The sequence below is a fragment of the Mycolicibacterium pallens genome, assembly GCF_019456675.1.
GTDB classification, from domain to species: domain Bacteria; phylum Actinomycetota; class Actinomycetes; order Mycobacteriales; family Mycobacteriaceae; genus Mycobacterium; species Mycobacterium crocinum.
This window is the reverse complement of the sequence record NZ_CP080333.1, coordinates 1,164,909-1,190,443: the sequence shown is the minus strand read 5'-3', so window position 1 is coordinate 1,190,443 and position 25,535 is coordinate 1,164,909. Positions and strand designations below refer to the sequence as shown.

Genomic DNA, 25,535 nt, shown 5'->3' with positions numbered 1-25,535 from the left:
GGTGCCCTTCCGCTTGCGATGAGCAGAATGGACCCCATGGCCGATCAATCCCCCTCCCGCCGAGTCGCACTGGCGCTCGGTAGCGGCGGCGCGCGGGGATACGCGCACATCGGCGTCATCGACGAACTGCACAGTCGCGGCTACGAAATCGTCGGTATCGCCGGCTCCTCGATGGGCGCTCTCGTCGGTGGCCTGCACGCCGCCGGCTCGCTCGACGAATTCGCGGACTGGGCGCAGACTTTGACGCAGCGGGCCGTGCTGCGACTGCTCGACCCGTCCATCACCGCCGCCGGCGTGCTTCGCGCCGAGAAGATCCTCGACGCGGTCCGAGACATCCTCGGCGAGGTCACCATCGAAGAGCTGCCCATCCCCTACACCGCGGTCGCCACCGACCTGATCGCAGGTAAGTCGGTGTGGCTTCAGCGCGGGGCGGTCGACGCTGCGATCCGCGCCTCGATCGCCATCCCCGGCGTCATCGCCCCGCACGTGCTCGACGGCAGGCTGCTGGCCGACGGCGGCATTCTCGATCCACTGCCGATGGCGCCGATCGCGGCGGTCAACGCCGATTTCACCATCGCGGTCAGCCTCTCCGGACCCGACCCCGAGAGCAACCAGGACACCGCCGCGGATCCCGAGACCCGAGCCAGCACCGAATGGCTCAGCCGACTGCTGCGCAGCACATCTGGATTGCTGGACACCAACGCGGCGCGCTCGATTCTGGACACCCCCGCCGCCCGGTCGATGCTGAGCCGGTTCGGTACGAGTTCGGTAGAGGATGCGGTCGACACCGTCGAGCCGAGCAGCGCCGAGCAGCTGATCGACAGCTCACGTGAAACCGCGATCCCCAAGCTGGGCAGCTTCGCGGTGATGAACCGCACCATCGATATCGCACAGGCCGCGCTCGCCCGCCATCAGATGGCCGCCTACCCACCCGACCTGTTGATCGAGGTGCCCCGAACCGCTTGCCGCAGTTTGGAATTCCATCGCGCGGCCGAAGTCATTCAGGTCGGCCGCGAGCTGGCGACGAAGGCCTTGGACGGGTTTCGCAACCTCGGTCCGGAGATCATCATCACGCCAGAAACTCCGTGACGGCGGCCGCCACCCGGCGACCCTGTTCGCGTCCGGCCAGCGCCGACGGAATTCGGCAGCGCGGGTCAAGCGGATTCGGTCCGAAGGCTGCCAGCGACGCATCGTCGGCGAAGACGGTGAAGGTTCGGGCGCCGAAGGCGGCGATCTCGGCTGCGGTGCCGCTGCTGAACGGTGACGGCGCCGATTCGCTTGCCGGCACCAGGATCACCGCCGTCGCGCAGTCCGCGGCCACCCCGGTATGGACCGAACTGCTCACACCGCCGTCCATGTAGCGCCGGTCGCCGATCGTCACCGGCGGCCAGGTGCCCGGGACCGCGCAACTGGCGGCCACGGCGTCGACGAGTTCCACTCCCGACGATGAGTCGAACACCACCAGCTCACCAGTTGCGGTGTCGATGGCCGTGATTCGCAGATCTTGTGCGGGCCAGTGATGGTCGGGCAGCCGCGCTTCGATGACCCGTCTGCGGATCGGCTCGCCGACGGTTGGCGTGTCCAGGGCGATCGCGCCGATGCGCCGCAGTTTCTCGGTCAACTCTCCGGGTTGCGCCATCGCCGTCAGGAACAGCGCCGAGATCGCCTCGATGTCGACGCCGGAGTCGATCTCCGAGGACGTGTCGCCCGTCTGGCGTTCGAAGAGCTCCTCCAGCGACAGCGAACTGCTGATCTGTGCGGCCACGGTGGAGCCGGCCGACGTACCGACCAGGACGTCGGAATTCAGCAGTGCCCGCGCGGTATCCGGCGACTCGTCGGCGATCCCCCGCAGAACGCCGGTCTCCCAGCCGATGCCGGCGATGCCACCGCCGGCCAGTATCAGGGCCCGTTTGGTCGTCACAGCCTGCGAGTCTGCCAGGAACCGGCCGGCACGCCGCTCGCAGGTAACTACGTTCTCATGAGTAGGTAAATGGACGGCGCAAAACCGCTGTTGGCAATCTTGATACGGCGCGCCTCCCTGAATTAACGGTTTAGATACGTTCAATATCGTATGTAACATTATCGAGTGATCCGAAGGCGAGACGTCCTGATGTTTGCCGCTTCAGCCCGCCGCAGGCTGCTCTCGCTGTTTCTGGTCGTGACCACCACGATCGCGGCCGGCGCGGTCGTCGTACCGCCCGCCGCGTCGGCGGCTGCATCGCCGTCACTGGAACCATTCGAAGTCGAACGAGTACTGAGCTTTTCGGTGCCGTCGGGAGTCACCGTCGATTCCGCCGACGTCGCGCCTGACGACCAGCACCTCGTCGTCGAGGTGATGATGTCGGGCAACTCGCAGATTGCGACCACCAACCTCAACGGTGGTGATTACCAATGCATCTCGTGCGGCGTCGCAACGAACGCGACGAAGATCAAGGCATTGGGCGACAGCAAGCGAGTCTGGTTTGCCAACACCTCGGGGCAACAGGGCGGCGGAGCCGGTCACATCGACTATCAGATTCTGGAATGCGCGCCCTCGATATACGACTGCCAGACCAAGACCAGCAAGAAGGTGCAATTCCCGGCCGGCGGCAGCCTTCTCACCGGTCAGAACCGGGAAGCCAAGCCGGACTGGTACGGCGAATACGTCACCTGGAACGAGGTCAATCCCATCGAGGGAACGCGCATGAGCATCGCACGGCTCACGCTCAGCGGCGACCACTACGTTCTGGCCGACCAACGCATCTTCAATCCGTCGTGGGTCAAGAAGACCGACTACGCCGAGGACTTGGCGAACGCGGCGCACTTTTATGAGGGTGCGAGTTGGAACAACGGGGGCCGGACGCTGAAGTACCAGACCACGAGCACCGGCTTGAATTACGACATCTGGCTGCTGGACACTGCAACCGGTGATCGACGACCACTGACCAGCGACCTGGACTACAACGAGGCCGGCGAGATCGCACCCGACGGCAGGACGACGTACTTCAGTTCGGCGCGCGGGTTGAACCGGATGACGGTGTTCACTCAGTTGGTGCGGCCTGCGCTGATAGACAGCGCCAGCTTCGGCCAGATCGGCCGGGTGAGCCTGTGGAACAACCGGCGCTGCATGAACGAACCCTGGCTGATGGACACCGCGATCGGGCAGCAGGAGGGCGGCTACTCCGGTCAACCGATCGTGATCGACCCAGCGTGGACCATCCGCGGCTGGAGCTGGTTCGACGATTCCACCAGGGCCCTGGTGAATGAGCAGCCCGGGCCCGGCAGCTCCGAAAAGCAAACGCGGATAAGCATTCTCAAGTTCCCCGCCCGGACGCCGACCGCCCCGCAAACCCCGGTACACCAAGATCCGGCGAAGATCGCCCAGTGGTCGGTGCCCGTCAAGGATTTCAACCCGTTGATGGGTCGGATCAGGCCGGTCCGGCTATTGAAGGGCAAGTACTCGGGTACGGCACTGCTGTCTTACTTCGGCGCGTACGCCTCCGGCAGATTCTCTGTGTCGTATGCGAATTACTCCGACGACGGGGCAACGTTCCTGGACGGTGTCGAGACGATTCTCGTGGTGCTTGCCCCGCTGACCGCGACATGGAGTGCGAACCTGACCAGTAGAGGGGCGCGCCACGGCTATCTGCGCGGGCTGGTTGTCGTCGGGCCGGACAACACCTACCTGGGCGGCGCGGAATCGGTGATCAACGGCGTGAAGTTGGCGGGCATACCCACTCAGAAGAACTGTCCCGCGCGGTCGCAACCACCGCTGTCGATCTCGTTTCCCGCGGGAGGCGGCAGCGTCTTGATCACCGCCACCATCCCTGAAGATTCCCAGGCGCGGCCGGTGCGTGGCGCGACAGTGTCGGTGGGCCCCGTGACGACCACGACGAACGACGAAGGCGTCGCGGCGATCCCACTCATCCCCGGCGCTACGGTGACTGCCGTGGCGGGCGGATTCCAATCAGCGACCCGCGTTATCGGGGGACCGTGACCTCGGCGGTCAGGCCGTCGGACAGATTGAGGTTTCGCTCCGCGAACCGCATCGCAATCTCGTAGGCCACCTCGGAGTCGACTTCTGGATCCTCAAGTGCCACTTGGATCGACAGACCGTCGAGCAGAGCCGAAAACTCAAGCGCGAACATCTTCGCGTCGTCTGCGCCCAGTTCGTCCGATTGCACGGCCTCGACAATCATCCGGCGCCAGCGCGCATCAAGCTGGGCTCGACCGACCTTGACGTCGTCATGCCGAAATGCCTGCGCCCACAGATCGAACCAGAGACCCCAGTAACCGGGAATCTCATCTTCGGCCTCGGCAACACAGGTCCATCGGATCAGCAGAGAGAGCCGGTCACGCACCGACGGAACCTCGGACAGCATCCGTTCAGCCGCCTCATAGAACGAATCCTCCGCGTACCGCAGTGCGTCCACGAGCAGCCGGTCGCGGGCGCCGAAGTAGCAGATGACTACCGCCGAGCTGACGCCGGCCCGTTTGGCGACATCAGAGATCCTCGTCTCCGAAAAGCCGCGTTCGCAGATGAGCTCCGCTGCGGCGCGCAACATTTGGGTGCGCCGCGCCTCATTGTTCTCGGTCGCGGGTGCGGGATCTGCCATCTCGTCGCACTCTCCTCTGCGCCTGTGCCGCGAAGCCTAACACTCGACTGAACTGTCAGACAGCGTGCGAGCGAATGGCGAAGGGCAACAGCCCGCTTCAGCACCGCACTCGAGTCTTCAGCGCAGGAGGTAATCGGACAACGTCGCCAGGGCTTGATTGGCATAACCGCGCCAGATCCGGGCGAACACCGGTAGCGCCGGGGCCGTGAACGCCGACTTCGGGTGCAACGTCCACTGCCACGTCACCAAGGTGCCAGTGCCATGCTCGTCGAACTTCCAGAGTCCCTCGACGTGGTCGATCAGCGGCGCCATCGCGCCCTTGACGTCGGTGAGGGTGTAGCCGAAGGCATGCGGCGCATCCACTCGGGTCAGCGTCTCCCGCATGCCGCCGCCGCCGGTCAGGGCGATGGATCGGGTCTGCCCCACCGCCGACCAGTCGCCGGTCTGGCCGTGCACGGCCTTGATCGGCGGGATCGGTCCGTACCAGCGGTGGAACAACGTGGGCAGCAGCATCGGCAGCGTCTTGGCGAACGCATCCGGCACCGCGACGGGAATGGCGCGGGACTGCTCGACGACGACGGGATGGGCCACAACAAGAAATGATAGTCAGCGGGCCAGCTGAGGTGCCGCGCGTCCGGTGATCAACGGCAGGTCGAAGAAGGTGGCGATGCCCGGCTCGGCGGCACACGTCGCCGGAATGCTGTTGACGCAGTGCGCGGCGGTGGCCACCACCCCGGGGTTGCTCAGCAGCCCTTCCTCGACGCTTTCGGGTTGCCAGCCCTTGACCGTGACGAAGGTGTTCGGGTTGCCCCGCACCTCCATCTCGTAGCGCTCCCCCGCCGGCCCGAAAGACCATGCGGGATCGAGGTTTTCCTCGCCCATGAACCAGTTGACGGTGATGCGCACGACGACCGTGTTCGTCACCACCGCATCCCAGTGGAAACGCCGGCCGGCGACCTGACCGGGTTCGATCACGCCGATCGGCGAGTCGATGGGTGCGGTGGCGACCGCGACTTCCTGCGAGGTGCGGATCAAGGGTTCGGCGGCGAACCCCAGGCGGTCGACGATGAGCCGAACCGATTGGAAGAAACCACCGTTGAGCAATTTCTGCATGGGTCCGGTCAGCGCACTTTCCGGTGTACCGCCGAAGCCCATCACGTGCCGCAGCACGTCGGGTGCGCCGTAGGTCCGCAGATCGGAGAACTCTTCGGCGCGCACATAGGTCACCCCGGTGGACATCACCGACATCAGCAGCGGGAACAGCTCGGTGGCCGCACCCGGTCCGATGCCCGCGCCGTGCAGGGTGGCGTTGCCATCGCGGGCGGCGGCTTCCAGCGGGGCGGCCTCGGATTCACTCGGGTAGAACCAGCCCAGCGGACTGACGACGTTCTTGCCCGAGCGCAGCAGCGCGGTCACCTCCTCGACGTTGGGCAACAACGGCGCATAGATCACCGCGTCGGCGTCCAGCGCGAGGATGTCGTCAAGGCTGTTGGTCGCGGTCACGCCCAGCGGCTCGGTGCCGACGATCTCGCCGACATCATTGCCCGCTTTGCCCTCGGAATGCACCCAGCACCCGACGAGTTCGAGTTCGGGATGTTCCAGCACACCCTTGATCGCAGCCACCCCGACCGACCCGGTTGCCCACTGCACGACTCGCAACGCCATTGGTGCCCCTCTGCGGAAAACTAGAACGTGTTCCAAGCGGGTCTACAGTAGCGGGATTCGCTCCGGAGGGTGGGCGCTCTCAGTGCGGCTGGCGCCCGCTGCCCGCCTTGCCGGTGGTCTTCGCCGCCGGCTTCGCCGACGTTGTCTTTGCGGCCACGGCCTTGGTTCCCGATCGCTTGCTCGACGCGGTCGCCGTCGAGTTGACGGTGGCGGCCGGGACGGGCCGAGGTGGCCGCCAGTTGATGTGGGGATCGTTGCGGTAGTAGGCCGAGTCGACGATGGGCCGGAGCACCGCGGTCAGGCCGTCGATGACGGGCTGCGGCCAGCCCATTCCCTTGAGCGGGCGCAGCAACGGCAGATCGGCGGTCCGCATCAGGTAGGTGGTCGTGGTCCCGCCCAACGCATTCGTGGTGGTGGTGATGTTCCTCGCCGGCACTGTCGACGGGTCGACGAACATCGCGTCTTTGTGCACGGAACCCCAGCTCTCCAGCGAGAATTGCTTCACGATTTCTTCGGGGATGATCTGCTGGAGCAACCCGCTGGCGGCCAGTGCGTTGAGATCGGCCAGGAGATTCCACGACCGGTCGGGCCAGTCTCCGATGGCGTCGTATTCGCCCTTGATCACCATGACGTCGTACTTGGTCTCCGGGACCACGGGCGTGTAATCGAAGATCGGGAGCTTGACTCCCTGGAATGCCTTGAATATCCCGCGGTTGGCGTCGCCCATCACGACGAACGACAGTTCGTCGGCCGGCGGGGCGGTCGGGTCATTGGCCAGGCGCCGCATCTCCTCGTCCACGACCACCGTCGTGCCGGAGGCGCCCATGACGATCTTGGGCCCCGGGGTGGTGCGGATCGCGGCGTCCATGTTCACCAACCCCACGGCCATCGACTCGCCCAGCGTCAGATCGCCGTTCCAGGGTGCCATCTCGCCCGGCCACGGCAGGCCTTTGATGCTGTCCGCGTTGGCGAAGTAGCCACCAAGCACCTTCTTGATGAGTTCCGGGTCGACGTCTTCATAACCCAGCCCTCCCATGGCCAGCACAGTGGTGGTCAACGCCACGTCCGATGTGAGCACCGTGGCGGGATGTACTGGGCTGACCACGGAGGCCGTGACGGTGGCAGTGACAGCGACGCCTGCGAGAAGCGCCGCGGTGCGCTTGACCATGTTGTCGGCCATGATGGGACCCCCTTCGCTGGTGGCCTCTGCTGGCCACCTCGAGCAGCTAACTCGAATCTGCCCAATCAACCGGTTGAACCCTAGGGACTTTCGACCCCGGGTGTTCCCAACGTCGGTCCGCATGATTTGGGCCGGTTAGGCTGCCGGAAGAGGACAATCCGAAGGGAACTGCCACATGGGGTCCAAGCAGCGCGTTTTCGTCGTCGGGGTCGGAATGACCAAGTTCGAGAAGCCGGGCCGCCGCGAAGGCTGGGATTACCCCCAGATGGCCAACGAGTCGGGCACCAAGGCCCTCGCCGACGCCGGCATCGACTACGCCGAGGTGGAGCAGGGTTACGTCGGCTACTGCTCGGGTGATTCCACCTCCGGGCAGCGCGCGCTCTACGAGCTCGGCATGACCGGCATCCCGATCGTCAACGTCAACAACAACTGTTCGACCGGCTCGACGGCGCTCTACCTCGCGGCGCAGGCCATCCGCGGCGGGCTCGCCGACTGCACGATCGCGCTGGGCTTCGAGAAGATGCAGCCCGGCTCCCTCGGCGGTGGCGCCGAGGACCGCGAGTCACCGCTGATGCGCCATATCGTCGCCTTGAACGAGACCGACTCGATGACGTTCCCGGTGGCGCCGTGGATGTTCGGTGCGGCCGGCCGCGAACACATGAAGAAGTACGGCACCACCGCCGAGCATTTTGCAAAGATCGGCTACAAGAACCACAAGCATTCGGTGAACAACCCGTACGCGCAGTTCCAGGAGGAGTACACCCTCGACGACATCCTGGGCGCGAAGATGATTTCCGATCCGCTGACCAAGCTGCAGTGCTCGCCCACCTCGGACGGCTCCGGCGCGGCAATCGTGGCCAGTGAGGCGTTCGTCGACAAGCACGGCCTGGCCGGCCAGGCCGTGGAGATCGTGGGGCAGGCGATGACCACCGATTTCGCTTCCACCTTCGACGGCAGCGCCAAGAACATCATCGGCTACGACATGAATGTGCAAGCCGCTCAACAGGTTTACGACCAGTCCGGCCTCGGGCCGACCGATTTCCAGGTCATCGAGCTGCACGACTGCTTCTCGGCCAACGAGCTGTTGCTGTATGAAGCCCTGGGTCTGTGCGCCGAAGGCGAGGCGCCCAAGCTGATCGACGCAGGCGACACCACCTACGGCGGACGCTGGGTGGTGAACCCGTCGGGCGGGCTCATCTCCAAGGGCCATCCGCTGGGCGCAACGGGCTTGGCGCAGTGCGCCGAGTTGACCTGGCAGCTGCGCGGCACCGCCGACAAGCGTCAGGTGGACAACGTCAGCGCTGCGCTGCAGCACAACATCGGCCTCGGCGGGGCGGCCGTGGTCACCGCCTACCAGCGCGCGGAGCGCTGAGCTCGATCCACCGCGCGGGGCCGACCGGCGAGCGGTCGGCACGGCACGGCTGGAGCATGGCGACCGCGGCCTGGCCGCGGTGCGCCTGACAGCCATCGGGGCAGCCATCGGGCCCGAGCAGGCACGGCGTGGACACCAGCATCCCGCCTGAGTTTTCGCGCACCATGGTCCGCAGTGCGTCGAAGACGGACGTGTCCGGCGGAGTGCACCCGGCGCAGACGACGAGCGTGAACGGCGTAGACCTCATGTCCGCCCGGGGTACGGCAACAGCGCCATCTCTCTGGCGTTCTTGATCGCGGTTGCGACCTGGCGCTGCTGGCGCACCGTGAGTCCGGTGACCTTGCGCGACCGAATCTTTCCGCGTTCGGAGATGAACACCCGCAAGGTGGCGGTGTCTTTGTAGTCGACGTCCTGCAGCCCCAGGCCGGTGAGCATGTTGCGCCGGGGCTTGACCGGCGGCGCTGGGCGCTGGTGTCGTTTCGCAGCTTTCACCAGCTGGCCTTCCGAACTCCGGGGAGCTGCCCCTGATGGGCCAGCTCGCGCATGCGGACCCGGGACAGCCCGAACTTGCGCAGATGTCCGCGAGGACGGCCGTCGACGGCATCGCGGTTGCGTACCCGCACGGCACTGGCATCGCGCGGCTGTCGTGCCAATTCGTGCTGAGCGTCCAGCTTCTGCTCGGCCGAACTGCGCGGAGAACGGATGATTCGTTTGAGCTCGGCGCGCCGCTCGGCGTACCGGGCGACGATCGCGATGCGCTGGTCGTTCTTGACGATCTTGGATCGCTTGGCCATGTCAGCGCTCCTCGCGGAACTCGACGTGGCGCCGCAGCACGGGGTCGTATTTGCGCAGCACCATGCGGTCGGGATCATTGCGGCGGTTCTTCTTGGTCACGTATGTGTAGCCGGTTCCAGCGGTCGACCGGAGCTTCACGGTCGGCCGAATCTCGTTGCGTGCCATCAGATTTTCTGTCCTTCCCGGCGCAACCGCGCCACCACTGCTTCGATCCCGTCCCGATCGATGACCTTGATGCCCTTGGCGCTGACGCGCAGCCGGATCCGACGACCCTCCGAAGGCAGGTAGTAGGTCTTGGCCTGGATGTTCGGTAACCAGCGCCGGCTGGTGCGCCGATGTGAGTGCGACACCGAATTTCCGAAACCCGGTGAGCGACCGGTGACTTGGCATCGTGCGGACATTCAACACCTCCTGCGTCCGTTGCTTGTTATTGAAAATGGTTTTCGACAAGAGCCGCTTCGCACTGTAGCGTGTGCACCGAGCTAATGGAAATCGTTTTCAATACGGGAGGTGCTGTGCGGACCCCGGTACTGCTCGTCACGGGACAAGGTGACACCAACGCCGTGGCCAGAATCCTTCTGCGCCAAGAGCGAACCCTGGTCGTGCGCCATGACTTCGACGGCCATGTGGTGCACCGGATGCTGACCAACGTCTGCAACGGCGTTCCCACCCACGCCGACTACGTCCTCGAACTGGAACACGGCTGCATCTCGTGCACGGTGCGCAACGACCTGCTGCTCCTGCTGCGCAGGCTGCACCGGCGCGCCGATGTCGACCGGATCGTCGTGCACCTGGCGCCGACGTCAGAACCCGAGCCGATCTGCTGGGCGATCAACCATGTTCGCACCCGGCTGGGCCCCGGTTATCTCGATGGCCCCGCGGCGCGCGACGTCGAAATTGTCGGCGTCATCACGTGTTTGGATCCGAGCACCTGGTTATGCGACGCCCTCAGTGACGACGAGCTCGACGACGGGCGGACCGCGGCCCAGGTGGCGGTCGGACAAACCGAATTCTCTGACGTCGTCGTGGCACCGAGAGTGGACCGCACCACCGTGGCCGCTCTGCGCCGGCTGGCTCCCCGAGCGTGGATCGTCCAACTCCCCGAGCACGTCGAGGAGGCACTGGGAAACCTGGACTCAGGCGCGCGTCGTGGCCGCAGTGACGATCCGCACGCACCGCTGCTGGCCGGTGAGCCGCCACTGGAGTTCGACGGCCAGGTCGGCATCGTCGAGTTTGAGGCGGACCGGCCGTTTCACCCCGAGCGCCTCCATGATGCGCTCGATGTCCTGTTGACCGGAGTGCTACGCAGCCGTGGCCGGATCTGGCTGGCCAATCAGTCCGACACAGTGATGTACCTCGAGTCCGCCGGCGGCGGCCTGCGGGTCAGCTCGGCCGGAAAGTGGTTGGCGGCGATGAGCGATTCGGAGATCGCCTACGTCGAACCGGAAAGGCGGGTGTTGGCAAGCCTGGTGTGGGACGACCGCTATGGCGATCGCCGAACGTCGATGACCGCACTGGTGTGCGGAGCCGCGCCCGCCGCCATCGAGGAGGCACTGCGCGATGCACTGCTGACCGACGACGAGATGAGCGGACCCGAAGGCTGGCCCGACTATCCCGACCCGTTCGGCGACTGGCACGAAGAGCCGTGCGGCGATGCTGTCCCGACCGGCGAGATACCCACGCCCACAACGTTTTATGGAGAAGACCGATGAAGCCCGATAGCCATCCCCACTATCGTCCGGTGGTTTTCCAAGACGCCACCACCGGCAAGACGTTCCTGACCCGTTCCACAGTCACGACGTCGCGCACGATCGACCTGGAGACACCGGCAGGTGTGCGCACCTACCCGCTCGTGGTCGCGGAGGTCACCGCGGATTCGCATCCGTTCTGGACCGGTGAGCGCCGGATCATGGACACCGCCGGGCAGGTCGAGAAGTTCCGCAGGCGCTACGGCCCTAGCCGAGGTAGGTGACGTCGTAGGCGTCGTCGGCGTGCCGGGCGCGGATGGTCTTCTTGTCATACTTGCCCACGCTGGTCCGGGGGATCTCGTCGACGAACGTCCACCGCTCCGGCAGCCACCACCGGACGACCTTGTCGGACAAGAACGTTCGCAGTTCCTCCGGCGAGGCTTCGGCGCCGTCATGGAGCACCACCGCGGCCAGCGGACGTTCCTGCCAGCGCTCGTCGGGCACCCCCACCACGGCGGCTTCCCGTACCGCCGGATGGGCGATCAGGTGGTTCTCGAGGTCGACCGACGAGATCCACTCGCCGCCGGACTTGATGACGTCCTTAGCGCGGTCGGTCAGCGTGATGTAGCCCTGCGCGTCGATGCGCCCTACGTCGCCAGTGCGCAACCAGCCGGACTGGAACTTCGAGTCGTCGGTGTTGCGGTAGTAGGAGCCGGTGATCCACGGCCCGCGGACCTCCAGCTCACCCACTGCTTCACCGTCGTTGGGCAGCACCGCACCCTCGTCGTCGACGATGCGGGCTTCCACACCGCACATCGGCCGGCCTTGAGTGCCTCGGATTTCCCACTGCTTCTCGACAGGCAGACCCGGCGGCGGCCACGCCAGCGTCGCGATCGGCGATGTCTCGGTCATCCCCCACAATTGGCGGATCTGCACGTCGAACTTTTCCTCGAAGGCCTTCATCAGCGACACCGGCACGGCCGACCCGCCGCACGACACCAGCCGCAGCGACGAAATGTCGTGACCGGGGTTGCGGTCCAAATAGTTCATCACGTCGTTCCAGATCGTGGGCACCGCTCCGGCCACCGTCGGACGCTGGGTTTCGATCAGGTTCACCATCGACGTGGGATCCATGAAGCGGTCCGGCAGCACCAGGTCTGCTCCGGCCATCAACGCCGCGTATGGCAGACCCCAGGCGTTGGCGTGGAACATCGGGACGATCGGTAAGGCCTTGTCCGAGAAGCCGAGTCCGAGACCGTTGCCGCTGCAGACCGCCATCGAATGCAGGTAGTTCGACCGATGCCCATAGACCACACCCTTCGGATGGCCGGTGGTTCCGCTGGTGTAACACATTGCGGCGGCAGAGTTTTCGTCGATTTCGGGCCAGTCGAACTCATCGGACTCGGCGGCGGTGACCTCGTGGTAGCGCACGACCTTCTTGCCGGATGCCTCGAACGGGGCCAGATCGCCCTCACCGACGGCGATGACTGTGTGCACCGTCTCCATCTTCGGCAGCACCGGGGCCAGGATCGAGGCCAGCGAGAGATCGGCGATCACCACCCGGTCCTCCGCTTCGTAGGCGACGAACTCGATCTGCTCGGGGAACAACCGGATGTTCAGTGTGTGCAGCACCGCCCCCATCGACGGCACCGCCACGTACGCCTCGAGGTGCTCCTGGTTGTTCCACATGAACGTGGCGACGCGATCGTCACCCTCGATGCCCAGGCGCCGCAACGCATTGGCCAGCCGCGCGGCTTGCTGTCCGACTTCGCGGTAGGTGGCATGCCGGTAACCGCCCTCCCCGGTCGCGGTGGTCACCGTCCGATCGCCATGAACGGTCGAGGCGTAACGCAAGATCGCGGCAACGGTCAACGGGAAGTTCTGCATCGTGCTCTGCATAGGCCCGAATCTATCGCGGCGGGCAACACAGCAGGTCTGGGATTGCCTACCCGGTCAGTGCCACCGGCACCCGGCGGCGCGCCGGCCACCGGAAGGTGAACAGACGCCGTTGCGGCCTGCGGCGCGACACCGGGGATCGGAGCAGCTCGAGCTCTACCGGATCGAGCTCGTCGGCGGCAAGCTCCGGTGTGGTCCGATACCCGAGCGCGAGCGCTCGGCCGAGCTCAGCACCGAGCAGCTGGCGCATCATGTCGGCGGCCTGGCGCGGGTGGGCGAGCATCCACGAATGGTGCGCGCCCGGCACCCGGTAGAGCGCCGCGTCGGCACGCTCGGCCATGTCGAGGGCATTCTCGAACGGCACCACACCGTCCTTCTCGCCATGCACGACGATGGTCGGTACCTCGTTGTCTGCCATCGCGACGAGCTTGGCCGCGAAGTCCCCGGAGCCGAGCAAGGCGCGCAGCGCTGCGGTCAAGCCGAACGGCGCACGCGCGTTTCGCATCAGGGCACCCGCCATCAGCCGCACGTACCCGGCCATCTCGGTGACCGGCAGCCGTCTCGGGTCGCCCTGGGCGTCGACGGCAACGGCCAGCAGGCGCTCGGCCACGGCACGCGGTGAGCGGCGTCCCGGTGAGATCGACTCGTCGAACGGCGCGCCTGCCGCCGCGTTGAGCAGCACGGCGGCCAGCACCCGCTCGGGCGCGCGGGCCGCCAGGTCGACGATCATCCGGCCGCCCATCGAGTGACCGAGGAACACCGCCTTTTCGATGCCCAACGCATCCAGCGCGCGCAACGTCAGATCGACCCGGCCCTCCAGCGTGGCCTCGGCGGGCAGCGTCGGCGTTCCGCCATGGCCCGCGGCGTCGAGGGCGATGACGGTGAATCCGAGGCCGCCCACGCGGCTCAACAGCCGCAGGTACGCCCGCGCGTTCAGGCCATAGCCGTGCAGGAAGACCAGCGGCACGCCCCGACCGCCGATCGAGACGCCGACGCGGTGCCCGTCGTCGAGGCACAGCACGTCGTGGCTGAGCCGGACTCGGGAGCGAGACGGCAATTCAGTGGTGGACACCCGCGTGGTGTTCACCGCAGAACCGGTTGGCACACTGTGTCCTTTACAACTGCTCGTCCGGTTTGTGAGCGACTCGCGCGTGCGATGCTGAGCCGGTGGTGCTGAAGTCGGTTGCTCTATTCGTCGCCGCCGCGGTTCTGGAGATCGGTGGTGCCTGGCTGGTGTGGCAGGGCGTCCGCGAGCACCGCGGCTGGCTGTGGGTTGGCTTCGGCGTAATCGCCTTGGGGGCTTACGGTTTCGTCGCGACACTCCAGCCCGACGCGCACTTCGGCCGGATCCTGGCCGCCTACGGCGGCGTATTCATCGCAGGATCGCTGCTGTGGGGCGTGGCGGCCGACGGATTCCGCCCGGACCGCTGGGATGTGATCGGTTCGTTGATCTGCCTGGCGGGCGTGGCACTGATCATGTACGCCCCTCGGCGTTGAACGTGACAAGGGCCCGATCGGTATCTCCGACCGGGCCCTTGCGCGTCTGTTATTGATGCGACTCTTGTCGCTTCTCCTGGGTCTTGGCCTCGCCGCGGGCCTTTTCGGCTTCGGCTTCCTTGGCCGCGGCGTCACGCTGCGCGTCGGCCTTGTCCTGCTGGGCCTTGCCCTCTTCGGTGAGGTCGCCCCGGCCGGTCACGGTGCCGACGGCTTCCTTCGCCTTGCCCTTGACGTCCTCGACGACGCCCTTGATGCCCTCTTCGGGTCCGCTGTTGTCTGCCATGGGTCCTCCTAGATGGCTGTTCATGCTGTGCGGGACCAGGCGCATGTGCACCGATACATCCCGTGAGCGGGCGATGTCTGTGTCGCACCGGTCCTCGTCGACCGAGCTACTCCCATGTCCGCCCGGTGGTTCGGTTTCCCCACACCGCATCGGTTAAACAACCCCCAGGCCGGAGCCGGTGCGGAACGTTTTCGACAGCAACAACGATGTAAATGGAGGATCATTGGGTCGGAAAAGAGGAGGCGCGATCATGCGGACCGCATTTGCGCTCGCCGCGGCGGCGGCAGTGGGTGGCATCATCGCCGGGCCGGCCGCGACGGCATGGGCCGACAGCGGAGCACAGGCCACGATCAGCCAACTGCAGAGCCAGGGCTACACGGTCAACATCGATCGCATCGGCACCGGCCCGATGTCGAAGTGCGTTGTGACAAATGTGCGCAACCCGCAGACCGTCACCCAGTGGGTGCCCTACACCGGCCCCGGTCGCGGCAACGATCGCACCATTTTGGTGCCGGTCGTCACCAGTCAGACGATCTCGGTGTCATTGGACTGCAGCGCGCACTAGTCGAAGTCGACGCGGATGGTGAGCAGGTTGTCTCCCATCGCGCGCACCGCGGCGCTATTCATTCGCGGAAGCTCGGCGAGTCGTGCCCGCGCGTCATCCTCGGGTAGCAGCACGGCGGTTCCGCTGTGCCAGCGCCCGCGGATGCGGACCCGCACCCGCGGATTGGCCGCGATATTGCGGACGTATTGAGACCGGTCGCCGAATTCGGACACCAGCCAGAACGTCCGCCCGTCCAGCCGTCCGCCGATCGGGGTGGTCCGCGGTTGGCCGGACTTTCGCCCGGTGGTCTCCAGCAGGGTTTGGATCGGGACAAGCCGCATCATCGGGTTGGCGAACCGACGCTGAACGAAGTTGACGACGCGCTGCCGTGGGGTCGAAGTCATGACCCCATCGTGGCAGGCGGATCAGGAGGCCGCGACGACCATCTGCGGCTTCTGGGCCGCCGGGTCCAGCCGAACCGCGGTGACCGCGCCCTTGTAATCCGCCGCGTACAACCGGTTACGTGTCGGGTCGGCGGCCAGGCAGGACAGCTGCGGGCCGATGATGACGCTGTCGACGATTTCGGTGGTGGCGGTACACATCACGGCGATCTCGTCACGGTCGACGATGTAGGCGGATGCGCCGTTGCGGCTCAGCACGAGCTGCGTCGGGACACCGCCCATGCGGATGGTGTCGGTGACGCGGGCACCGACGACGTCGATGACATGGATGGCGCCACCGAATTCGGTGTCGCAGCCGGTGGCAAAGACGGTGCGGCCGTTGGGCATAACGGCGATGTCACCGATGGATCCGGCGATCGAAACGGACGCCCGGACCGTGCGAGCCCGAGTGTCCACGATCGCCAGCATGGCGCCCACCGGAGTGGTCAGCGCGGCGAACAGGCGGGTGCCGTCGGCGTTGATCCGCACCGCCTCGATGGCAGCGCCGGGCGCGGCGGGGATGGCGATGCTGCTGACGGATCCGGACTCGATGTCGATGACGGCGATGTCGACGGTCTCCTCGCCTGCGCGTCCGACGTAGAGCACATCGCCGGCCGGGCCGACGGCCATGCCGCCGATGGTCATGTCGAATGTCTTGGCGGCCAACGGCACCGCGGTCTGGGTGTCGACGGCGACGACGGCATCCTCGGCGTTTGAGGCCGCGCTCACGTAGGCGCGGTCACCGGCGATGACGGCCGAATAGGGCTCGCTGATCCCGTCGATCGTGGCGGTCACCGACAGCGTCTCCGTGTCGATGAGGCACACCACGTCGGCGCCGTAGTGGGCGGTGACGAGGTAGCGGCCATCCACGCTGACGGACAGGTCGCTGACGGGTCCGTGCCCGACGGCAAGCGTGCGCGCGACGGTCATGACCGGCGCGGCGATCGGCTCAGTCAGTGGTTCGAGTTCAGCGCCGCCCAAGAGCTGCGGCAGCATGTCGCTGATCGGTGCGCGGCGGATCGTCGGCAGCGACGACAGCCACAGAGAGTGCTCAGCGGCGACCCGCTCAGCCACCGCAACACCGGCGACTTTCGACCCTTCCGTAACTCCCGTTGTGTTTGCCATGATCTCGTACCTCCAGCGGCCTGGAGAGCGCCGCACATTGTCATTAGTCGTTTTCGCGTTACCTGCCGGTAACCGCCTTGGTCGAGTGTAGCGAGTCAATTCACGGAGAATTCGCGGCTTTTCAGAACCCATTACCAAGCGACCCAAAGATCTCAGCAGGCACTTAGGCGGCGATCGTTATCAATTCGTTGCAATAGTTCAGCTGTCGACCAAAAATGGTTCTTGACGTGCGAATCTGTTCGGGTTCAAGATCGCAAACCGAGCAACGGAACGTGCCGCCGGCTTAGATTTTCTTACCGGCGCCGCGCCGAAAGAGGCAGAAATCACAATGCCTCAGTCGCGTCTAAATTCTTAAGGAAATTCCTTAAGTTATTGACGCCGACGGTGGTTCAGGGCGGCGGGGAGAGCCAGGTGCTGATCTTGAACCCGAACATGTTCGCTGATCGGCGCGGTTAGCGAGCGCGTCTCAGCAATTCGCCAGTGGTCCAGATCACACCATCTGCTCGACGGTTTCCCGGCTGCGAACCGGATCGCTGCCCACCACGTAGGACGGCTCGGTGTGGGCGACGGTGGTCCCCTTCGCGACTCGTCGGCACGCCTGCCGAAACTCCGGTAGTGGGTCCAGTGCGAGATGTGCGCCGTTGAGGGCAGCCCAGGTAGCGGCACGCCGCGCGGCGCGTTCGACCGGATGCGGCGGCTGGTAGCCGAGCATCTGTGCCGCCCAGTCGGGCATGCTGTCGCGGATCGCCCAGTCGAAGAATTTGGCCTCCTGCGGAACGTCCGGATTGTTCTGCAGATTGGGCCCGGTGAACATGGCCGCACCATGGGTCAGGGCCAGCTTCGGCAGGTACGACCGCAGGCAGTCCAGCGTCTCGGCCTTGGTCGCAGGCAGGTCGGTACCGCCGAGTGCGTGCCCGACCCGGACGAACTCGCCGTAGTACCGGTCGATGTTGCGCAGCGGCGCCGGGTGATAGAGCTCGTGCCCCGTCGCGATCCCCCACACCACGGTGGCGTAATTCCACCGCAGCCAGTCCGGGTCGTCGGCGTCGTAGGGCAGGCCGTCGGGGCGAACGCCTTTGATCGTGTGATGCATGGCCCGCACGGTCTGAGCGACTCGTTCCGCGGTGGCGGTGGAGCCGTAGGCGGTTCCGATGAAGAAGGCCACGGAGTGCGCGAGCCGCACTCCGGATCCCTTGAGGTCCAACCGGCCGGTGGGATTGCCGTCCTCGTCGTGCTCGACGACACGGGAATGGTCGGAGCCCATCCAGAAGATGCTCGGGTCGAAGCGTTCGATGAACGCGGCGCACTGCAATCCGAATATCAGCGCGGAAGTGTGTGAGTGGACGTGCCAGACGGCACTGCCCGGCCCGAACCAGCCGGGGTCGCCCTCGGGTTCGGCGAATTCCAGCCCGCGAAAGAACTGCCCGCGAATGTTCTTGTCGAAGTCGCCTCGGATCTTGCGCTCGAGAAGTTGGTGCGGCAGCAGCACTTTCATCCGGGCCGGCTCCTTTCAACGGGCACGCGATTTTGGATACGCCCGTAACCAAAATAACACGCCATCGGCCGGGCGGCGTATATCCTCTGCCCATGCCGAGTGCCACCCGGTGGGCGGGAGTGTCCGCCGCCGACCGCCAAGCCGAACGGCGGGCGCTTCTGATCAGCGCCGCTTTCGCGTTGTTCGGCGACGGCGGTGAAGCCGCGGTGTCGGTCCGGTCGGTGTGCCGTGCCGCCGAGCTCAACACCCGGTATTTCTACGAGAGCTTCGCCGACACCGACGCGCTTCTCGGCGCCGTGTACGACGACGTGGCCGGAGAACTCGCAGGCATCCTGACCACGGCGATGGCCAGTGCCCGCGACGGGCGGTCCCGGCTGCAGGCAGGCATCCGGGCGGTACTCGAGTTCAGTTCCGCCGACCCCCGACGCGGCAGAATCCTGTTCACCGAGGCGCGCAGCAACCCGGTCCTGGCCGCCCGGCGCACCCTGGCTCAAGACCACGTCCGCGAGCTCGTCCTCGACGAGCATCGCCGCACCGCACCCGAATCCGACCGCGTGGCAACAGAAGTCGGTGCCGCGATGTATGCGGGAGCGATGGCTGAGCTGGCCCAGCAGTGGCTGGCAGGCACCCTCGGCGATGACGTCGACGTCGTCGTCGCCCACGCCGTTCGGCTACTGCTCCCGAACTGATTCGCCAGCCATACCTAGGCGGCGAGGCGGGCAGGCCGAAACGCGACGATGGGCAGCTTGTGCGCCAGGTCGACGTGGGCCGCCGGACTCCCGTCGTAGTCCCGGCAGAGCAAGATCCCCATCACCCGGTAGACGAGGGGACGGATCAACCAATGGCGCCGTTCGTAGTCGGCGATCACCGCGACCGCCTCCGGCTCACCGAGCACTCGGTGATCGGCGGGGAACGTGGTACCGCCGAGTTCAACGGACACCGGTGCGCCGGAGTTGATGTCGCGGAACCATTCGCAGGACGGCCCGAGACCGGCGATGACCATCACCTCGTCGCCGTTGGCACCGATGACTTCGAGCACCGTGCGGCAGTCGCACGTGTCGGATCCGCCGTGAGAGAGACGGACGAAGCGCTTGCCGAGCAACCGGCCGAAGCCGTGCTCGTAGATCTCGACCGGCGCGTGCAGCGCCAGCCGGATGATGGGATGCGGCCGAACCATGTCGGCAGATACCCTGCCCTGCCTGCGATGAAACGGTCATTTTCGACATCAAGCACCGACCGTTTCGAGGTCAAGCAAACCGCTGACAAAATCCGGTCTCATCAAGCCCCGGACAGGCCCCGGTGGGCAATAGTCTGTCGGAAACCGGAACGAGGAGCACGCCGCGATGAACCCCGAAGACGATCCCGAAAAAAGGATTCAGCAACTCGAGCGCCCACTGACCGAACAGGCGCACACCAGCGAGCTGGGAACCACCGTCCCGCCGGGCAGTTGGTCGCCACCTCCACCGCCCCCGCCGCCGTACTACGGCCCACCGATGTCTCCGCCGCCGGTTCCGTCATCCGGATCGGGTCTGCGCCTCGGATGGATTGTGTTCGTACTGTTGATCCTTGGGCTCACGGTCGGCGGCGGCGCGATCTTGGTCACCAACCACCTCAACGCCGGCCGGACCTCACCGGGCCTACCGACCATCTCCGGCGGCGGCGGCACGTTCACCACTGCCACCCGGCCCAGCCGCAGCACCCCGACTCCCCCGTCGAACTCGGCCGCCACCGTGGCGCCCCCGGAGTCAGGAAGCAATCTCAGCGTGTCGGGTGTCAACGAGAACAAGCGGCTCGCCTGCAGCGACAGCGTGGTCACGATCAGCGGTATGGACAACACCGTGGTGATCACCGGGCACTGCAAACGCGTGCAGGTGTCCGGGATGAACAATGTCGTGACCGTCGATGCGGCCGACACCATCGAAGCCTCCGGGATGGACAACAAGGTCACCTATCACGGCGGTTCACCGAAGGTCGACAAGTCGGGCTTCTCGAACACCATCGAGCAGGGCTGACGTCAGCGCGGCGGTGTTGACGAAAAGCGACCAGCCGCAGAGCAATACACGGCGGTACGCCTAGGTCGGGCAGGCGTCCGGAGCATCCGCGCGTACCGGCGCGTCGACGGCAAGCGTGTAGGTGAGCACGACCTGCGCTTCGGCGCCCGAGGTGTTGACGACCTGATGCGGCACACCCGCCGGTATGAAGACTGCCTGTCCCGCACCGTAAGTCACCGGCGTGCATGCGGTGGCCGTCTGCAATGACACCGACCCACTGGTGATGACCGACAATTCGGTGCCGGCATGGCTGTGCCAGCCGCTGCTGGCGCCCGGCTGCATCACGAGGCTCTGCACCACGACCGTCGCCGGCCCGTCGGTGGTGATGGATATCGGAGTCTCGGTGGTGCCCTTGGCCAGGTCGGTGCGTGCGGCATCGCCGTCGGGTGGCGTCGCCACGGCGGTCGCGGCGGGCATCGCGGCGCACAGCACCAGCAGGATCAGGGCGACGGTCAGCACTCGCACAGTCATGACACTCCTCGTTGAAACGCGGTTACCCGGACACGCGGCGAGTCTTGACGTTAGCGTGAAGTCCACGCGCACAATCACCGAATTGGGAGGGCAGCGCATGCCGACCGGATGGTTACGCCGACATTCTCACCGAGGGACCGTGCGCGCGTTCGCCACTATGGCCGCCGCCGCGATTCTGGCAATGCTCACAACGGGACTCCTGACGCCCGCTCGGGCGTCGGCCGACGGTGAGACCTATACGATCGCCACCGACACGACCTTCGCCCCGTTCGAATTCCAGGACAAGCAAGGCAATTTCGTCGGAATCGACATGGACCTGATCCGTGCGATCGCCGAGGACCAGAAGTTCACGGTCGACATCAAGCCCCTCGGCTTCGACGCCGCACTGCAGGCCGTGCAGGCCAATCAGGTCGACGGCGTGATCGCCGGCATGTCGATCACCGACAAGCGCAAGCAGGTGTTCGACTTCTCCGAACCGTATTTCGAGTCCGGTATCCAGATGGCGGTGCTGAAGACCAACAACGACGTCAAGTCCTATGAGGACCTGCGCGGCAAGCGAGTGGCGGTCAAGAACGGCACCCAGGGCGCGACGTTCGCCAACTCCATCAAGGACAAGTACGGCTTCGAAGTTGTCTCATTCGCGGACTCGTCCTCGATGTTCGACGAGGTCAAGACCGGTAACTCGGTTGCGGTATTCGAGGATTACCCGGTCCTGCTGTACGGCATCGCGCAGGGCAACGGATTCAAGACCGTCACCCCGAAGGAAGAGCCGACCGGCTACGGCTTCGCGGTCGACAAGGGCCGCAATGCCGATCTGCTCAAGAAGTTCAACGCCGGCTTGGACAACCTCAAGAAGTCCGGGCGCTACGACAAGATCATCAACAGCTACCTCGGCGAAGGAGCCGCCAAGGACGACAACTCGTTCCTCGGCCTGATCAAGAGCACCTACCCGATCTTGCTCGAGGGCCTGAAGATGACCGTCATCCTGACGGTCATCTCGATCACCATCGCCCTGGTGCTCGGTGTCATCTTCGGCTTGTTCCGGGTGTCGCGGTCGATCGTGCTCCGAGGTATCGGCACGACGTTCGTCGACATCTTCCGCGGCACCCCACTGCTGGTGCAGGCATTCTTCATCTACTTCGGCATCCCCTCGGCACTGGGCTTCCAGATGAGTGCGCTGACCGCTGGCATCATCACCCTCTCGCTGAACGCCGGCGCGTACATGACCGAGATCGTCCGCGGCGGCATCCAGTCCGTCGACAAGGGACAGATGGAAGCGGCCCGCAGCCTCGGCATCGGCTATCTCCCGACGATGCGCAAAGTCATTCTGCCCCAAGCTATCCGAACGATGATCCCGTCGTACATCAACCAGTTCGTGATCACGCTGAAGGACACCTCGATCCTGTCGGTGATCGGCATCGCCGAGCTGACGCAGACCGGGCGCATCATCATCGCCGGCAACTTCCAGTCGTTCAAGATGTGGCTGATCATCGGAATCATCTACTTCATCGTCATCATGGCGCTCACCAAACTCTCCGACCGCGTCGAGAAAAGGATCGTGAAATGACAGACCTCGTTCCCGATTCCGCGGACGCGGCACCCGCCGGAACCGTCATGATCCACATCGACGGGCTGAAGAAGTCCTTCGGCGAATTGGTCGTCCTCGACGGCATCACCACCGACATCAAGCAGGGCGAGGTGGTGTGCGTCATCGGCCCGTCCGGGTCGGGAAAATCGACCTTCCTGCGATGCTTGAACAAGTTGGAGGACATCACCGCCGGCAAAGTGGTGGTCGGCGACTTCGACCTCACCGACCGGAAAGTCGACCTGGACAAGGTCCGTCAGCACATCGGCATGGTGTTCCAGCACTTCAACCTCTTTCCCCATATGACGGTGCTGCAGAATGTGACGCTGGCGCCGGTGACGACCAAGAAGATGGACAAGGCCGCCGCGGAGAAGAAGGCCCTTGCTCTGCTCGCACAGGTCGGTCTCGCCGACAAGGCGAACGTCAAGCCGGCCACGCTGTCAGGCGGGCAGAAGCAGCGCGTCGCGATCGCCCGCGCCCTGGCGATGGATCCATCGGTCATGTTGTTCGACGAGGCGACCAGTGCCCTGGACCCGGAGATGGTCGGCGACGTGCTTGCGGTGCTGCGCGATCTGGCCGAGGGCGGTATGACGATGGTGGTGGTCACCCATGAGATGGGCTTCGCCCGGGAGGTGTCGTCTCGGGTGATCTTCATGGCCGACGGCAACATCGTCGAGGACGACACTCCCGACGAAGTCTTCGGTAACCCGAAAAGCACTCGGCTGCAAGAGTTTTTGTCGAAGGTTCTCTGACCGCACCGGACATCGCAGGAGCTCGGCTGTCGGCCGCTCCCGCAATAGGTTGTGCACAATCAAATTGTGCACTATAGTTCTGGTCGTGACCACTCCGCGCTTGGACGACCAGCTCTGCTTCGCGCTGTATTCGGCGTCGCGTGCGGTCACGGCGGCGTACCGCCCGCCACTCGCCGAACTCGGCCTCACCTACCCGCAATACCTGGTCCTGCTGGTGCTGTGGGAAGAAGGCCGCGCCAGCGTGGGGCGACTCAGCCAACGGTTGCACCTCGATTCAGGCACTCTCTCCCCACTGCTCAAGCGGCTCGAGGCCGTCGGCTACATCACGAGGGAGCGCTGCGAGGACGACGAACGACGGGTCGACATAGTGCTGACCGAAGCCGGTAATCGATTGCAGGCCAAGGCTTCCTGCGTTCCGGAGCGGCTGCTGTCGGCATCGGACATGACGCTCGACGAGATCGTCGCGCTGCGTGATGCGGTGCTGCGCTTGACCGACACACTCAACCAGTGAACACGAAGGGATTGACATGAACGTTCTGTACACCGCCGAGGCGCTGGCGACCGGTGACGGTCGCGACGGACACGGCCGCACCTCCGACGGCAAGGTGGATGTCGATCTGAGCATCCAGAAGGAGCTCGGCGGGACGGGTACCGGAACCAACCCCGAGCAGTTGTTCGCCGTCGGCTATGCGGCGTGCTACCACTCCGCCCTGCGGCTGGTCGGCAGGCAGGAGAAGGCCGATGTCACTGATTCGGCTGTGGGAGCCAAGGTTTCGCTCGGCAGCAATGACGCCGGCGGCTTCGTCCTGGCGGTCGAGCTCGAGGTGGTGCTGCCCAACGTCGACCATGAGACGGCAGTCGCGCTGGCCGACAAGGCGCATCAGGTCTGCCCGTACTCCAACGCCACCCGCGGCAACATCGACGTGAAACTGACTGTCACCGACGACTGAGGATCAGGCCGGGCGCCGGGAATCCGGCTTGCCCTTCTTCTCCTCGTACATGAGTTCGTCTGCGCGAGCGAGTAGTTCGTCGACGGTTTCGGTTTCGGCGGTGTGCACCGGCACCTGCACCATTCCGATGCTGGCCGACAGCGTGTACGGCCGGTCATGGGCGTCGTTGAACCGGTCGAATCCCTCGCAGATGCGTTCGCGCAATCGCACCGTATTGCAGTCCGGGTCGATGATGAACGCGCAGAACTCGTCCCCGCCAACGCGGGCCAACACGTCGGACTGCCGCAAGGTGGACTGCAGCACCGCGGCGACATCGGCCAGCAGGCCATCGCCGATATCGTGACCCTGCTCGTCGTTGACCGTTTTGAGGCCGTCCACGTCGAGGAACACCAGCACGCACGTGGAGCCCTGCCGGTGTGCTGCCTGCAGCGCAGCCTCGGTGCGCAGGTAGAAGCCGCGGCGGTTGTTCAGGCCGGTCAGCTCGTCGGTGATCAAGAGCTTGTGGATCTCCTCGTTGGCCTTCTCTAGTTCCAGGGTCCGATCCCTGACCCGCTGTTCCAACTCGGAGTACAGCGCGACGTTTTCCATCGCGATCGAGGTCGAGTCCGCCAGCGCTTGCAGCAGGAACACTTCCTGGTCGGTCGGCTGGCGCGTGAATGCCCAGTAGTTGCCGATCGCGCCGATCGGGTCGAGCTTGCGGATGGGGACCATGACCATGCTTTTGACGAAGGTGGGTCGGTAGGCGTCCGTCGGGACGCGCTCGTCGTTGTAGATGTCCGGGATGACCACCGATTCGCGGTGGTTCATCGCCCAACCGCTGACACAGCTGTCCATCGGGAAGCGGCTGCCTTTCCACAACGGCGCGATCGCGTCCTCGTCGGCGTAGTAGCAGTAGCCGTTGTCCCGAAGCACGAACGACGCCCCGTCGCAGCCGGTCAGCTCGCGGGCGGAGGTGCGCACGATGGCCTGGACGTCGGCAAGGCTGCGGGCCAGCGACAGGTCCTGGACGGCCTGCAACAGCCGTTCCATGCCTTGCGTGTGGTCGGTGGCCTCGTTCGCCAGGTCAGCGGTCATGTGCACCTCCGGCGGCCCCCGTCGCACCGCCGTAGCGCAAGTGATGCCTTGGCTCGGCGGTCTGTTCCTTGCTGGAG

At 65.4% G+C, this 25,535-nt stretch carries 31 protein-coding genes; 13 read left to right on the top strand and 18 right to left on the bottom strand.

Annotated elements, in window-relative coordinates:
* The first annotated feature begins 36 nt into the window (after positions 1 to 36).
* On the top strand, positions 37 to 1,089 hold the full coding sequence (locus tag K0O64_RS05770; protein ID WP_096312712.1) for a patatin-like phospholipase family protein: 1,053 nt from the start codon (positions 37 to 39) through the stop codon (positions 1,087 to 1,089).
* On the opposite strand, the gene K0O64_RS05765 is transcribed toward K0O64_RS05770, so the two are convergent.
* Entirely contained in the window at positions 1,070 to 1,921 is an 852-nt protein-coding gene (locus K0O64_RS05765; RefSeq protein ID WP_071947377.1) for a patatin-like phospholipase family protein, read from the bottom strand. The two genes, K0O64_RS05770 and K0O64_RS05765, sit on opposite strands and share 20 nt — an antisense overlap.
* Positions 1,922 to 2,110: 189 nt before the next feature.
* Between K0O64_RS05765 and K0O64_RS05760 the strand changes: the two genes are divergently transcribed.
* Positions 2,111 to 3,976 (top strand): carboxypeptidase-like regulatory domain-containing protein, encoded by a 1,866-nt coding sequence (locus K0O64_RS05760; protein ID WP_096310310.1) that lies wholly within the window; start codon positions 2,111 to 2,113, stop codon positions 3,974 to 3,976.
* Here the strand turns inward: K0O64_RS05760 and K0O64_RS05755 are convergent.
* From K0O64_RS05755 to K0O64_RS05740, 4 genes are all read right to left on the bottom strand, one after another.
* On the bottom strand, positions 3,960 to 4,595 hold the full coding sequence (locus tag K0O64_RS05755) for a TetR/AcrR family transcriptional regulator (protein ID WP_096310308.1): 636 nt from the start codon (positions 4,593 to 4,595) through the stop codon (positions 3,960 to 3,962). The two genes, K0O64_RS05760 and K0O64_RS05755, sit on opposite strands and share 17 nt — an antisense overlap.
* Before the next feature lie 117 nt (positions 4,596 to 4,712).
* Positions 4,713 to 5,186, bottom strand: coding sequence for an SRPBCC family protein (locus K0O64_RS05750; RefSeq protein ID WP_096310306.1), 474 nt, complete (start codon positions 5,184 to 5,186; stop codon positions 4,713 to 4,715).
* A 15-nt stretch (positions 5,187 to 5,201) separates the two neighbouring features.
* A complete protein-coding gene (locus tag K0O64_RS05745) occupies positions 5,202 to 6,260 on the bottom strand; it encodes an NAD(P)H-dependent amine dehydrogenase family protein (RefSeq protein WP_096310304.1) in 1,059 nt (352 codons plus the stop codon).
* A gap of 79 nt (positions 6,261 to 6,339) precedes the next feature.
* A complete protein-coding gene (locus tag K0O64_RS05740) occupies positions 6,340 to 7,440 on the bottom strand; it encodes a PE-PPE domain-containing protein (RefSeq protein ID WP_220046211.1) in 1,101 nt (366 codons plus the stop codon).
* Between the two features lie 175 nt (positions 7,441 to 7,615).
* Between K0O64_RS05740 and K0O64_RS05735 the strand changes: the two genes are divergently transcribed.
* Positions 7,616 to 8,812: a lipid-transfer protein gene (locus K0O64_RS05735; protein WP_096310300.1), complete on the top strand. Its 1,197-nt coding sequence runs from the start codon at positions 7,616 to 7,618 to the stop codon at positions 8,810 to 8,812.
* Between the two features lie 243 nt (positions 8,813 to 9,055).
* Here the strand turns inward: K0O64_RS05735 and rpsR are convergent, their stop codons facing one another.
* From rpsR to rpmB, 4 genes are read right to left on the bottom strand one after another with little or no spacing between them, the layout of a single operon-like run.
* The gene (rpsR, locus tag K0O64_RS05730; protein WP_096310296.1) at positions 9,056 to 9,307 is read right to left on the bottom strand and encodes a 30S ribosomal protein S18; all 252 of its coding nucleotides are present in this window, start codon (positions 9,305 to 9,307) and stop codon (positions 9,056 to 9,058) included.
* Positions 9,301 to 9,606, bottom strand: coding sequence for a 30S ribosomal protein S14 (gene rpsN, locus K0O64_RS05725; protein WP_096310294.1), 306 nt, complete (start codon positions 9,604 to 9,606; stop codon positions 9,301 to 9,303). Before rpsN ends, rpsR begins: the two co-directional genes overlap by 7 nt.
* Position 9,607: 1 nt before the next feature.
* Positions 9,608 to 9,772 carry a 50S ribosomal protein L33 gene (gene rpmG, locus K0O64_RS05720; protein WP_071947386.1) on the bottom strand — a complete coding sequence of 55 codons (165 nt, stop codon included), beginning with the start codon at positions 9,770 to 9,772 and terminating at the stop codon, positions 9,608 to 9,610.
* A complete protein-coding gene (gene rpmB / locus K0O64_RS05715; RefSeq protein ID WP_071947387.1) occupies positions 9,772 to 10,008 on the bottom strand; it encodes a 50S ribosomal protein L28 in 237 nt (78 codons plus the stop codon). The genes rpmG and rpmB overlap by 1 nt, the downstream gene beginning before the upstream one ends.
* 114 nt (positions 10,009 to 10,122) lie before the next feature.
* On the opposite strand from rpmB, the gene mrf reads away from it, so the two are divergent.
* Both mrf and K0O64_RS05705 read left to right on the top strand, forming a co-directional pair.
* Positions 10,123 to 11,319, top strand: coding sequence for a ribosome hibernation factor-recruiting GTPase MRF (mrf, locus tag K0O64_RS05710; RefSeq protein WP_096312711.1), 1,197 nt, complete (start codon positions 10,123 to 10,125; stop codon positions 11,317 to 11,319).
* Entirely contained in the window at positions 11,316 to 11,579 is a 264-nt protein-coding gene (locus K0O64_RS05705; RefSeq protein ID WP_096310292.1) for a type B 50S ribosomal protein L31, read from the top strand. The genes mrf and K0O64_RS05705 overlap by 4 nt, the downstream gene beginning before the upstream one ends.
* Here K0O64_RS05705 and K0O64_RS05700 read toward each other — a convergent pair.
* Both K0O64_RS05700 and K0O64_RS05695 read right to left on the bottom strand, forming a co-directional pair.
* The gene (locus K0O64_RS05700; RefSeq protein ID WP_096310290.1) at positions 11,563 to 13,194 is read right to left on the bottom strand and encodes a long-chain fatty acid--CoA ligase; all 1,632 of its coding nucleotides are present in this window, start codon (positions 13,192 to 13,194) and stop codon (positions 11,563 to 11,565) included. The genes K0O64_RS05705 and K0O64_RS05700 overlap by 17 nt on opposite strands.
* A gap of 46 nt (positions 13,195 to 13,240) precedes the next feature.
* Entirely contained in the window at positions 13,241 to 14,296 is a 1,056-nt protein-coding gene (locus K0O64_RS05695) for an alpha/beta fold hydrolase (RefSeq protein WP_164520025.1), read from the bottom strand.
* A gap of 62 nt (positions 14,297 to 14,358) precedes the next feature.
* Here K0O64_RS05695 and K0O64_RS05690 point away from each other — a divergent pair, with 62 nt between their 5' ends.
* Positions 14,359 to 14,688, top strand: a complete 330-nt coding sequence (locus K0O64_RS05690; RefSeq protein ID WP_096312710.1) for a YnfA family protein — start codon at positions 14,359 to 14,361, stop codon at positions 14,686 to 14,688.
* 49 nt (positions 14,689 to 14,737) lie between these two features.
* Here the strand turns inward: K0O64_RS05690 and mbp1 are convergent, their stop codons facing one another.
* Positions 14,738 to 14,971, bottom strand: coding sequence for a microaggregate-binding protein 1 (gene mbp1 / locus K0O64_RS05685; RefSeq protein WP_071950066.1), 234 nt, complete (start codon positions 14,969 to 14,971; stop codon positions 14,738 to 14,740).
* A gap of 250 nt (positions 14,972 to 15,221) precedes the next feature.
* On the opposite strand from mbp1, the gene K0O64_RS05680 reads away from it, so the two are divergent.
* A complete protein-coding gene (locus tag K0O64_RS05680; RefSeq protein WP_096310286.1) occupies positions 15,222 to 15,536 on the top strand; it encodes a hypothetical protein in 315 nt (104 codons plus the stop codon).
* On the opposite strand, the gene K0O64_RS05675 is transcribed toward K0O64_RS05680, so the two are convergent.
* The 3 genes from K0O64_RS05675 to K0O64_RS05665 all read right to left on the bottom strand — a co-directional run bounded on the left by K0O64_RS05675 (position 15,533) and on the right by K0O64_RS05665 (position 18,569).
* Entirely contained in the window at positions 15,533 to 15,919 is a 387-nt protein-coding gene (locus K0O64_RS05675) for a nitroreductase/quinone reductase family protein (RefSeq protein WP_096310284.1), read from the bottom strand. The genes K0O64_RS05680 and K0O64_RS05675 overlap by 4 nt on opposite strands.
* 21 nt (positions 15,920 to 15,940) lie before the next feature.
* Complete coding sequence (locus K0O64_RS05670) at positions 15,941 to 17,080, bottom strand: YncE family protein (protein WP_125477399.1); 1,140 nt, start codon at positions 17,078 to 17,080, stop codon at positions 15,941 to 15,943.
* 490 nt (positions 17,081 to 17,570) lie between these two features.
* Positions 17,571 to 18,569: an oxygenase MpaB family protein gene (locus tag K0O64_RS05665; protein WP_096312709.1), complete on the bottom strand. Its 999-nt coding sequence runs from the start codon at positions 18,567 to 18,569 to the stop codon at positions 17,571 to 17,573.
* 98 nt (positions 18,570 to 18,667) lie between these two features.
* Here K0O64_RS05665 and K0O64_RS05660 point away from each other — a divergent pair, with 98 nt between their 5' ends.
* The gene (locus K0O64_RS05660) at positions 18,668 to 19,264 is read left to right on the top strand and encodes a TetR/AcrR family transcriptional regulator (protein ID WP_096310280.1); all 597 of its coding nucleotides are present in this window, start codon (positions 18,668 to 18,670) and stop codon (positions 19,262 to 19,264) included.
* A gap of 14 nt (positions 19,265 to 19,278) precedes the next feature.
* On the opposite strand, the gene K0O64_RS05655 is transcribed toward K0O64_RS05660, so the two are convergent.
* Positions 19,279 to 19,752 carry a hypothetical protein gene (locus tag K0O64_RS05655; protein ID WP_198044310.1) on the bottom strand — a complete coding sequence of 158 codons (474 nt, stop codon included), beginning with the start codon at positions 19,750 to 19,752 and terminating at the stop codon, positions 19,279 to 19,281.
* Between the two features lie 166 nt (positions 19,753 to 19,918).
* Between K0O64_RS05655 and K0O64_RS05650 the strand changes: the two genes are divergently transcribed.
* Positions 19,919 to 20,587 carry a DUF3060 domain-containing protein gene (locus K0O64_RS05650; protein WP_220046210.1) on the top strand — a complete coding sequence of 223 codons (669 nt, stop codon included), beginning with the start codon at positions 19,919 to 19,921 and terminating at the stop codon, positions 20,585 to 20,587.
* 60 nt (positions 20,588 to 20,647) lie between these two features.
* Here K0O64_RS05650 and K0O64_RS05645 read toward each other — a convergent pair whose 3' ends face one another.
* Positions 20,648 to 21,097, bottom strand: a complete 450-nt coding sequence (locus tag K0O64_RS05645) for a cupin domain-containing protein (protein ID WP_220046209.1) — start codon at positions 21,095 to 21,097, stop codon at positions 20,648 to 20,650.
* A gap of 157 nt (positions 21,098 to 21,254) precedes the next feature.
* On the opposite strand from K0O64_RS05645, the gene K0O64_RS05640 reads away from it, so the two are divergent.
* The 4 genes from K0O64_RS05640 (at position 21,255) to K0O64_RS05625 (ending at position 24,384) form a co-directional block, all read left to right on the top strand.
* Positions 21,255 to 22,664, top strand: a complete 1,410-nt coding sequence (locus tag K0O64_RS05640) for an amino acid ABC transporter substrate-binding protein/permease (RefSeq protein ID WP_425574750.1) — start codon at positions 21,255 to 21,257, stop codon at positions 22,662 to 22,664.
* Positions 22,661 to 23,434 carry an amino acid ABC transporter ATP-binding protein gene (locus K0O64_RS05635; RefSeq protein ID WP_071947400.1) on the top strand — a complete coding sequence of 258 codons (774 nt, stop codon included), beginning with the start codon at positions 22,661 to 22,663 and terminating at the stop codon, positions 23,432 to 23,434. The genes K0O64_RS05640 and K0O64_RS05635 overlap by 4 nt, the downstream gene beginning before the upstream one ends.
* An 85-nt stretch (positions 23,435 to 23,519) precedes the next feature.
* Entirely contained in the window at positions 23,520 to 23,945 is a 426-nt protein-coding gene (locus K0O64_RS05630; RefSeq protein ID WP_096310274.1) for a MarR family winged helix-turn-helix transcriptional regulator, read from the top strand.
* Between the two features lie 16 nt (positions 23,946 to 23,961).
* Complete coding sequence (locus K0O64_RS05625; RefSeq protein WP_071947402.1) at positions 23,962 to 24,384, top strand: organic hydroperoxide resistance protein; 423 nt, start codon at positions 23,962 to 23,964, stop codon at positions 24,382 to 24,384.
* 3 nt (positions 24,385 to 24,387) lie between these two features.
* Here the strand turns inward: K0O64_RS05625 and K0O64_RS05620 are convergent, their stop codons facing one another.
* Positions 24,388 to 25,458, bottom strand: coding sequence for a sensor domain-containing diguanylate cyclase (locus tag K0O64_RS05620; protein WP_096312708.1), 1,071 nt, complete (start codon positions 25,456 to 25,458; stop codon positions 24,388 to 24,390).
* Between the last annotated feature and the right edge of the window lie 77 nt (positions 25,459 to 25,535).

Excerpts from the sequence above, each read along its gene's own strand:
- K0O64_RS05740 (WP_220046211.1), bottom strand. The coding sequence starts at position 7,440 with ATGGCCGACAACATGGTCAAGCGCACCGCGGCGCTTCTCGCAGGCGTC.
- rpmG (WP_071947386.1), bottom strand. The coding sequence starts at position 9,772 with ATGGCACGCAACGAGATTCGGCCGACCGTGAAGCTCCGGTCGACCGCT.
- rpsN (WP_096310294.1), bottom strand. The coding sequence starts at position 9,606 with ATGGCCAAGCGATCCAAGATCGTCAAGAACGACCAGCGCATCGCGATC.
- K0O64_RS05745 (WP_096310304.1), bottom strand. The coding sequence starts at position 6,260 with ATGGCGTTGCGAGTCGTGCAGTGGGCAACCGGGTCGGTCGGGGTGGCT.
- K0O64_RS05680 (WP_096310286.1), top strand. The coding sequence starts at position 15,222 with ATGCGGACCGCATTTGCGCTCGCCGCGGCGGCGGCAGTGGGTGGCATC.
- K0O64_RS05670 (WP_125477399.1), bottom strand. The coding sequence starts at position 17,080 with ATGGCAAACACAACGGGAGTTACGGAAGGGTCGAAAGTCGCCGGTGTT.
- K0O64_RS05735 (WP_096310300.1), top strand. The coding sequence starts at position 7,616 with ATGGGGTCCAAGCAGCGCGTTTTCGTCGTCGGGGTCGGAATGACCAAG.
- K0O64_RS05650 (WP_220046210.1), top strand. The coding sequence starts at position 19,919 with ATGAACCCCGAAGACGATCCCGAAAAAAGGATTCAGCAACTCGAGCGC.
- K0O64_RS05675 (WP_096310284.1), bottom strand. The coding sequence starts at position 15,919 with ATGACTTCGACCCCACGGCAGCGCGTCGTCAACTTCGTTCAGCGTCGG.
- K0O64_RS05755 (WP_096310308.1), bottom strand. The coding sequence starts at position 4,595 with ATGGCAGATCCCGCACCCGCGACCGAGAACAATGAGGCGCGGCGCACC.
- K0O64_RS05660 (WP_096310280.1), top strand. The coding sequence starts at position 18,668 with ATGCCGAGTGCCACCCGGTGGGCGGGAGTGTCCGCCGCCGACCGCCAA.
- K0O64_RS05655 (WP_198044310.1), bottom strand. The coding sequence starts at position 19,752 with ATGGTTCGGCCGCATCCCATCATCCGGCTGGCGCTGCACGCGCCGGTC.
- K0O64_RS05770 (WP_096312712.1), top strand. The coding sequence starts at position 37 with ATGGCCGATCAATCCCCCTCCCGCCGAGTCGCACTGGCGCTCGGTAGC.
- K0O64_RS05760 (WP_096310310.1), top strand. The coding sequence starts at position 2,111 with ATGTTTGCCGCTTCAGCCCGCCGCAGGCTGCTCTCGCTGTTTCTGGTC.
- K0O64_RS05640 (WP_425574750.1), top strand. The coding sequence starts at position 21,255 with ATGGCCGCCGCCGCGATTCTGGCAATGCTCACAACGGGACTCCTGACG.
- K0O64_RS05625 (WP_071947402.1), top strand. The coding sequence starts at position 23,962 with ATGAACGTTCTGTACACCGCCGAGGCGCTGGCGACCGGTGACGGTCGC.
- mbp1 (WP_071950066.1), bottom strand. The coding sequence starts at position 14,971 with ATGGCAGACAACAGCGGACCCGAAGAGGGCATCAAGGGCGTCGTCGAG.
- K0O64_RS05645 (WP_220046209.1), bottom strand. The coding sequence starts at position 21,097 with ATGACTGTGCGAGTGCTGACCGTCGCCCTGATCCTGCTGGTGCTGTGC.
- rpmB (WP_071947387.1), bottom strand. The coding sequence starts at position 10,008 with ATGTCCGCACGATGCCAAGTCACCGGTCGCTCACCGGGTTTCGGAAAT.
- K0O64_RS05635 (WP_071947400.1), top strand. The coding sequence starts at position 22,661 with ATGACAGACCTCGTTCCCGATTCCGCGGACGCGGCACCCGCCGGAACC.
- K0O64_RS05620 (WP_096312708.1), bottom strand. The coding sequence starts at position 25,458 with ATGACCGCTGACCTGGCGAACGAGGCCACCGACCACACGCAAGGCATG.
- K0O64_RS05705 (WP_096310292.1), top strand. The coding sequence starts at position 11,316 with ATGAAGCCCGATAGCCATCCCCACTATCGTCCGGTGGTTTTCCAAGAC.
- K0O64_RS05700 (WP_096310290.1), bottom strand. The coding sequence starts at position 13,194 with ATGCAGAGCACGATGCAGAACTTCCCGTTGACCGTTGCCGCGATCTTG.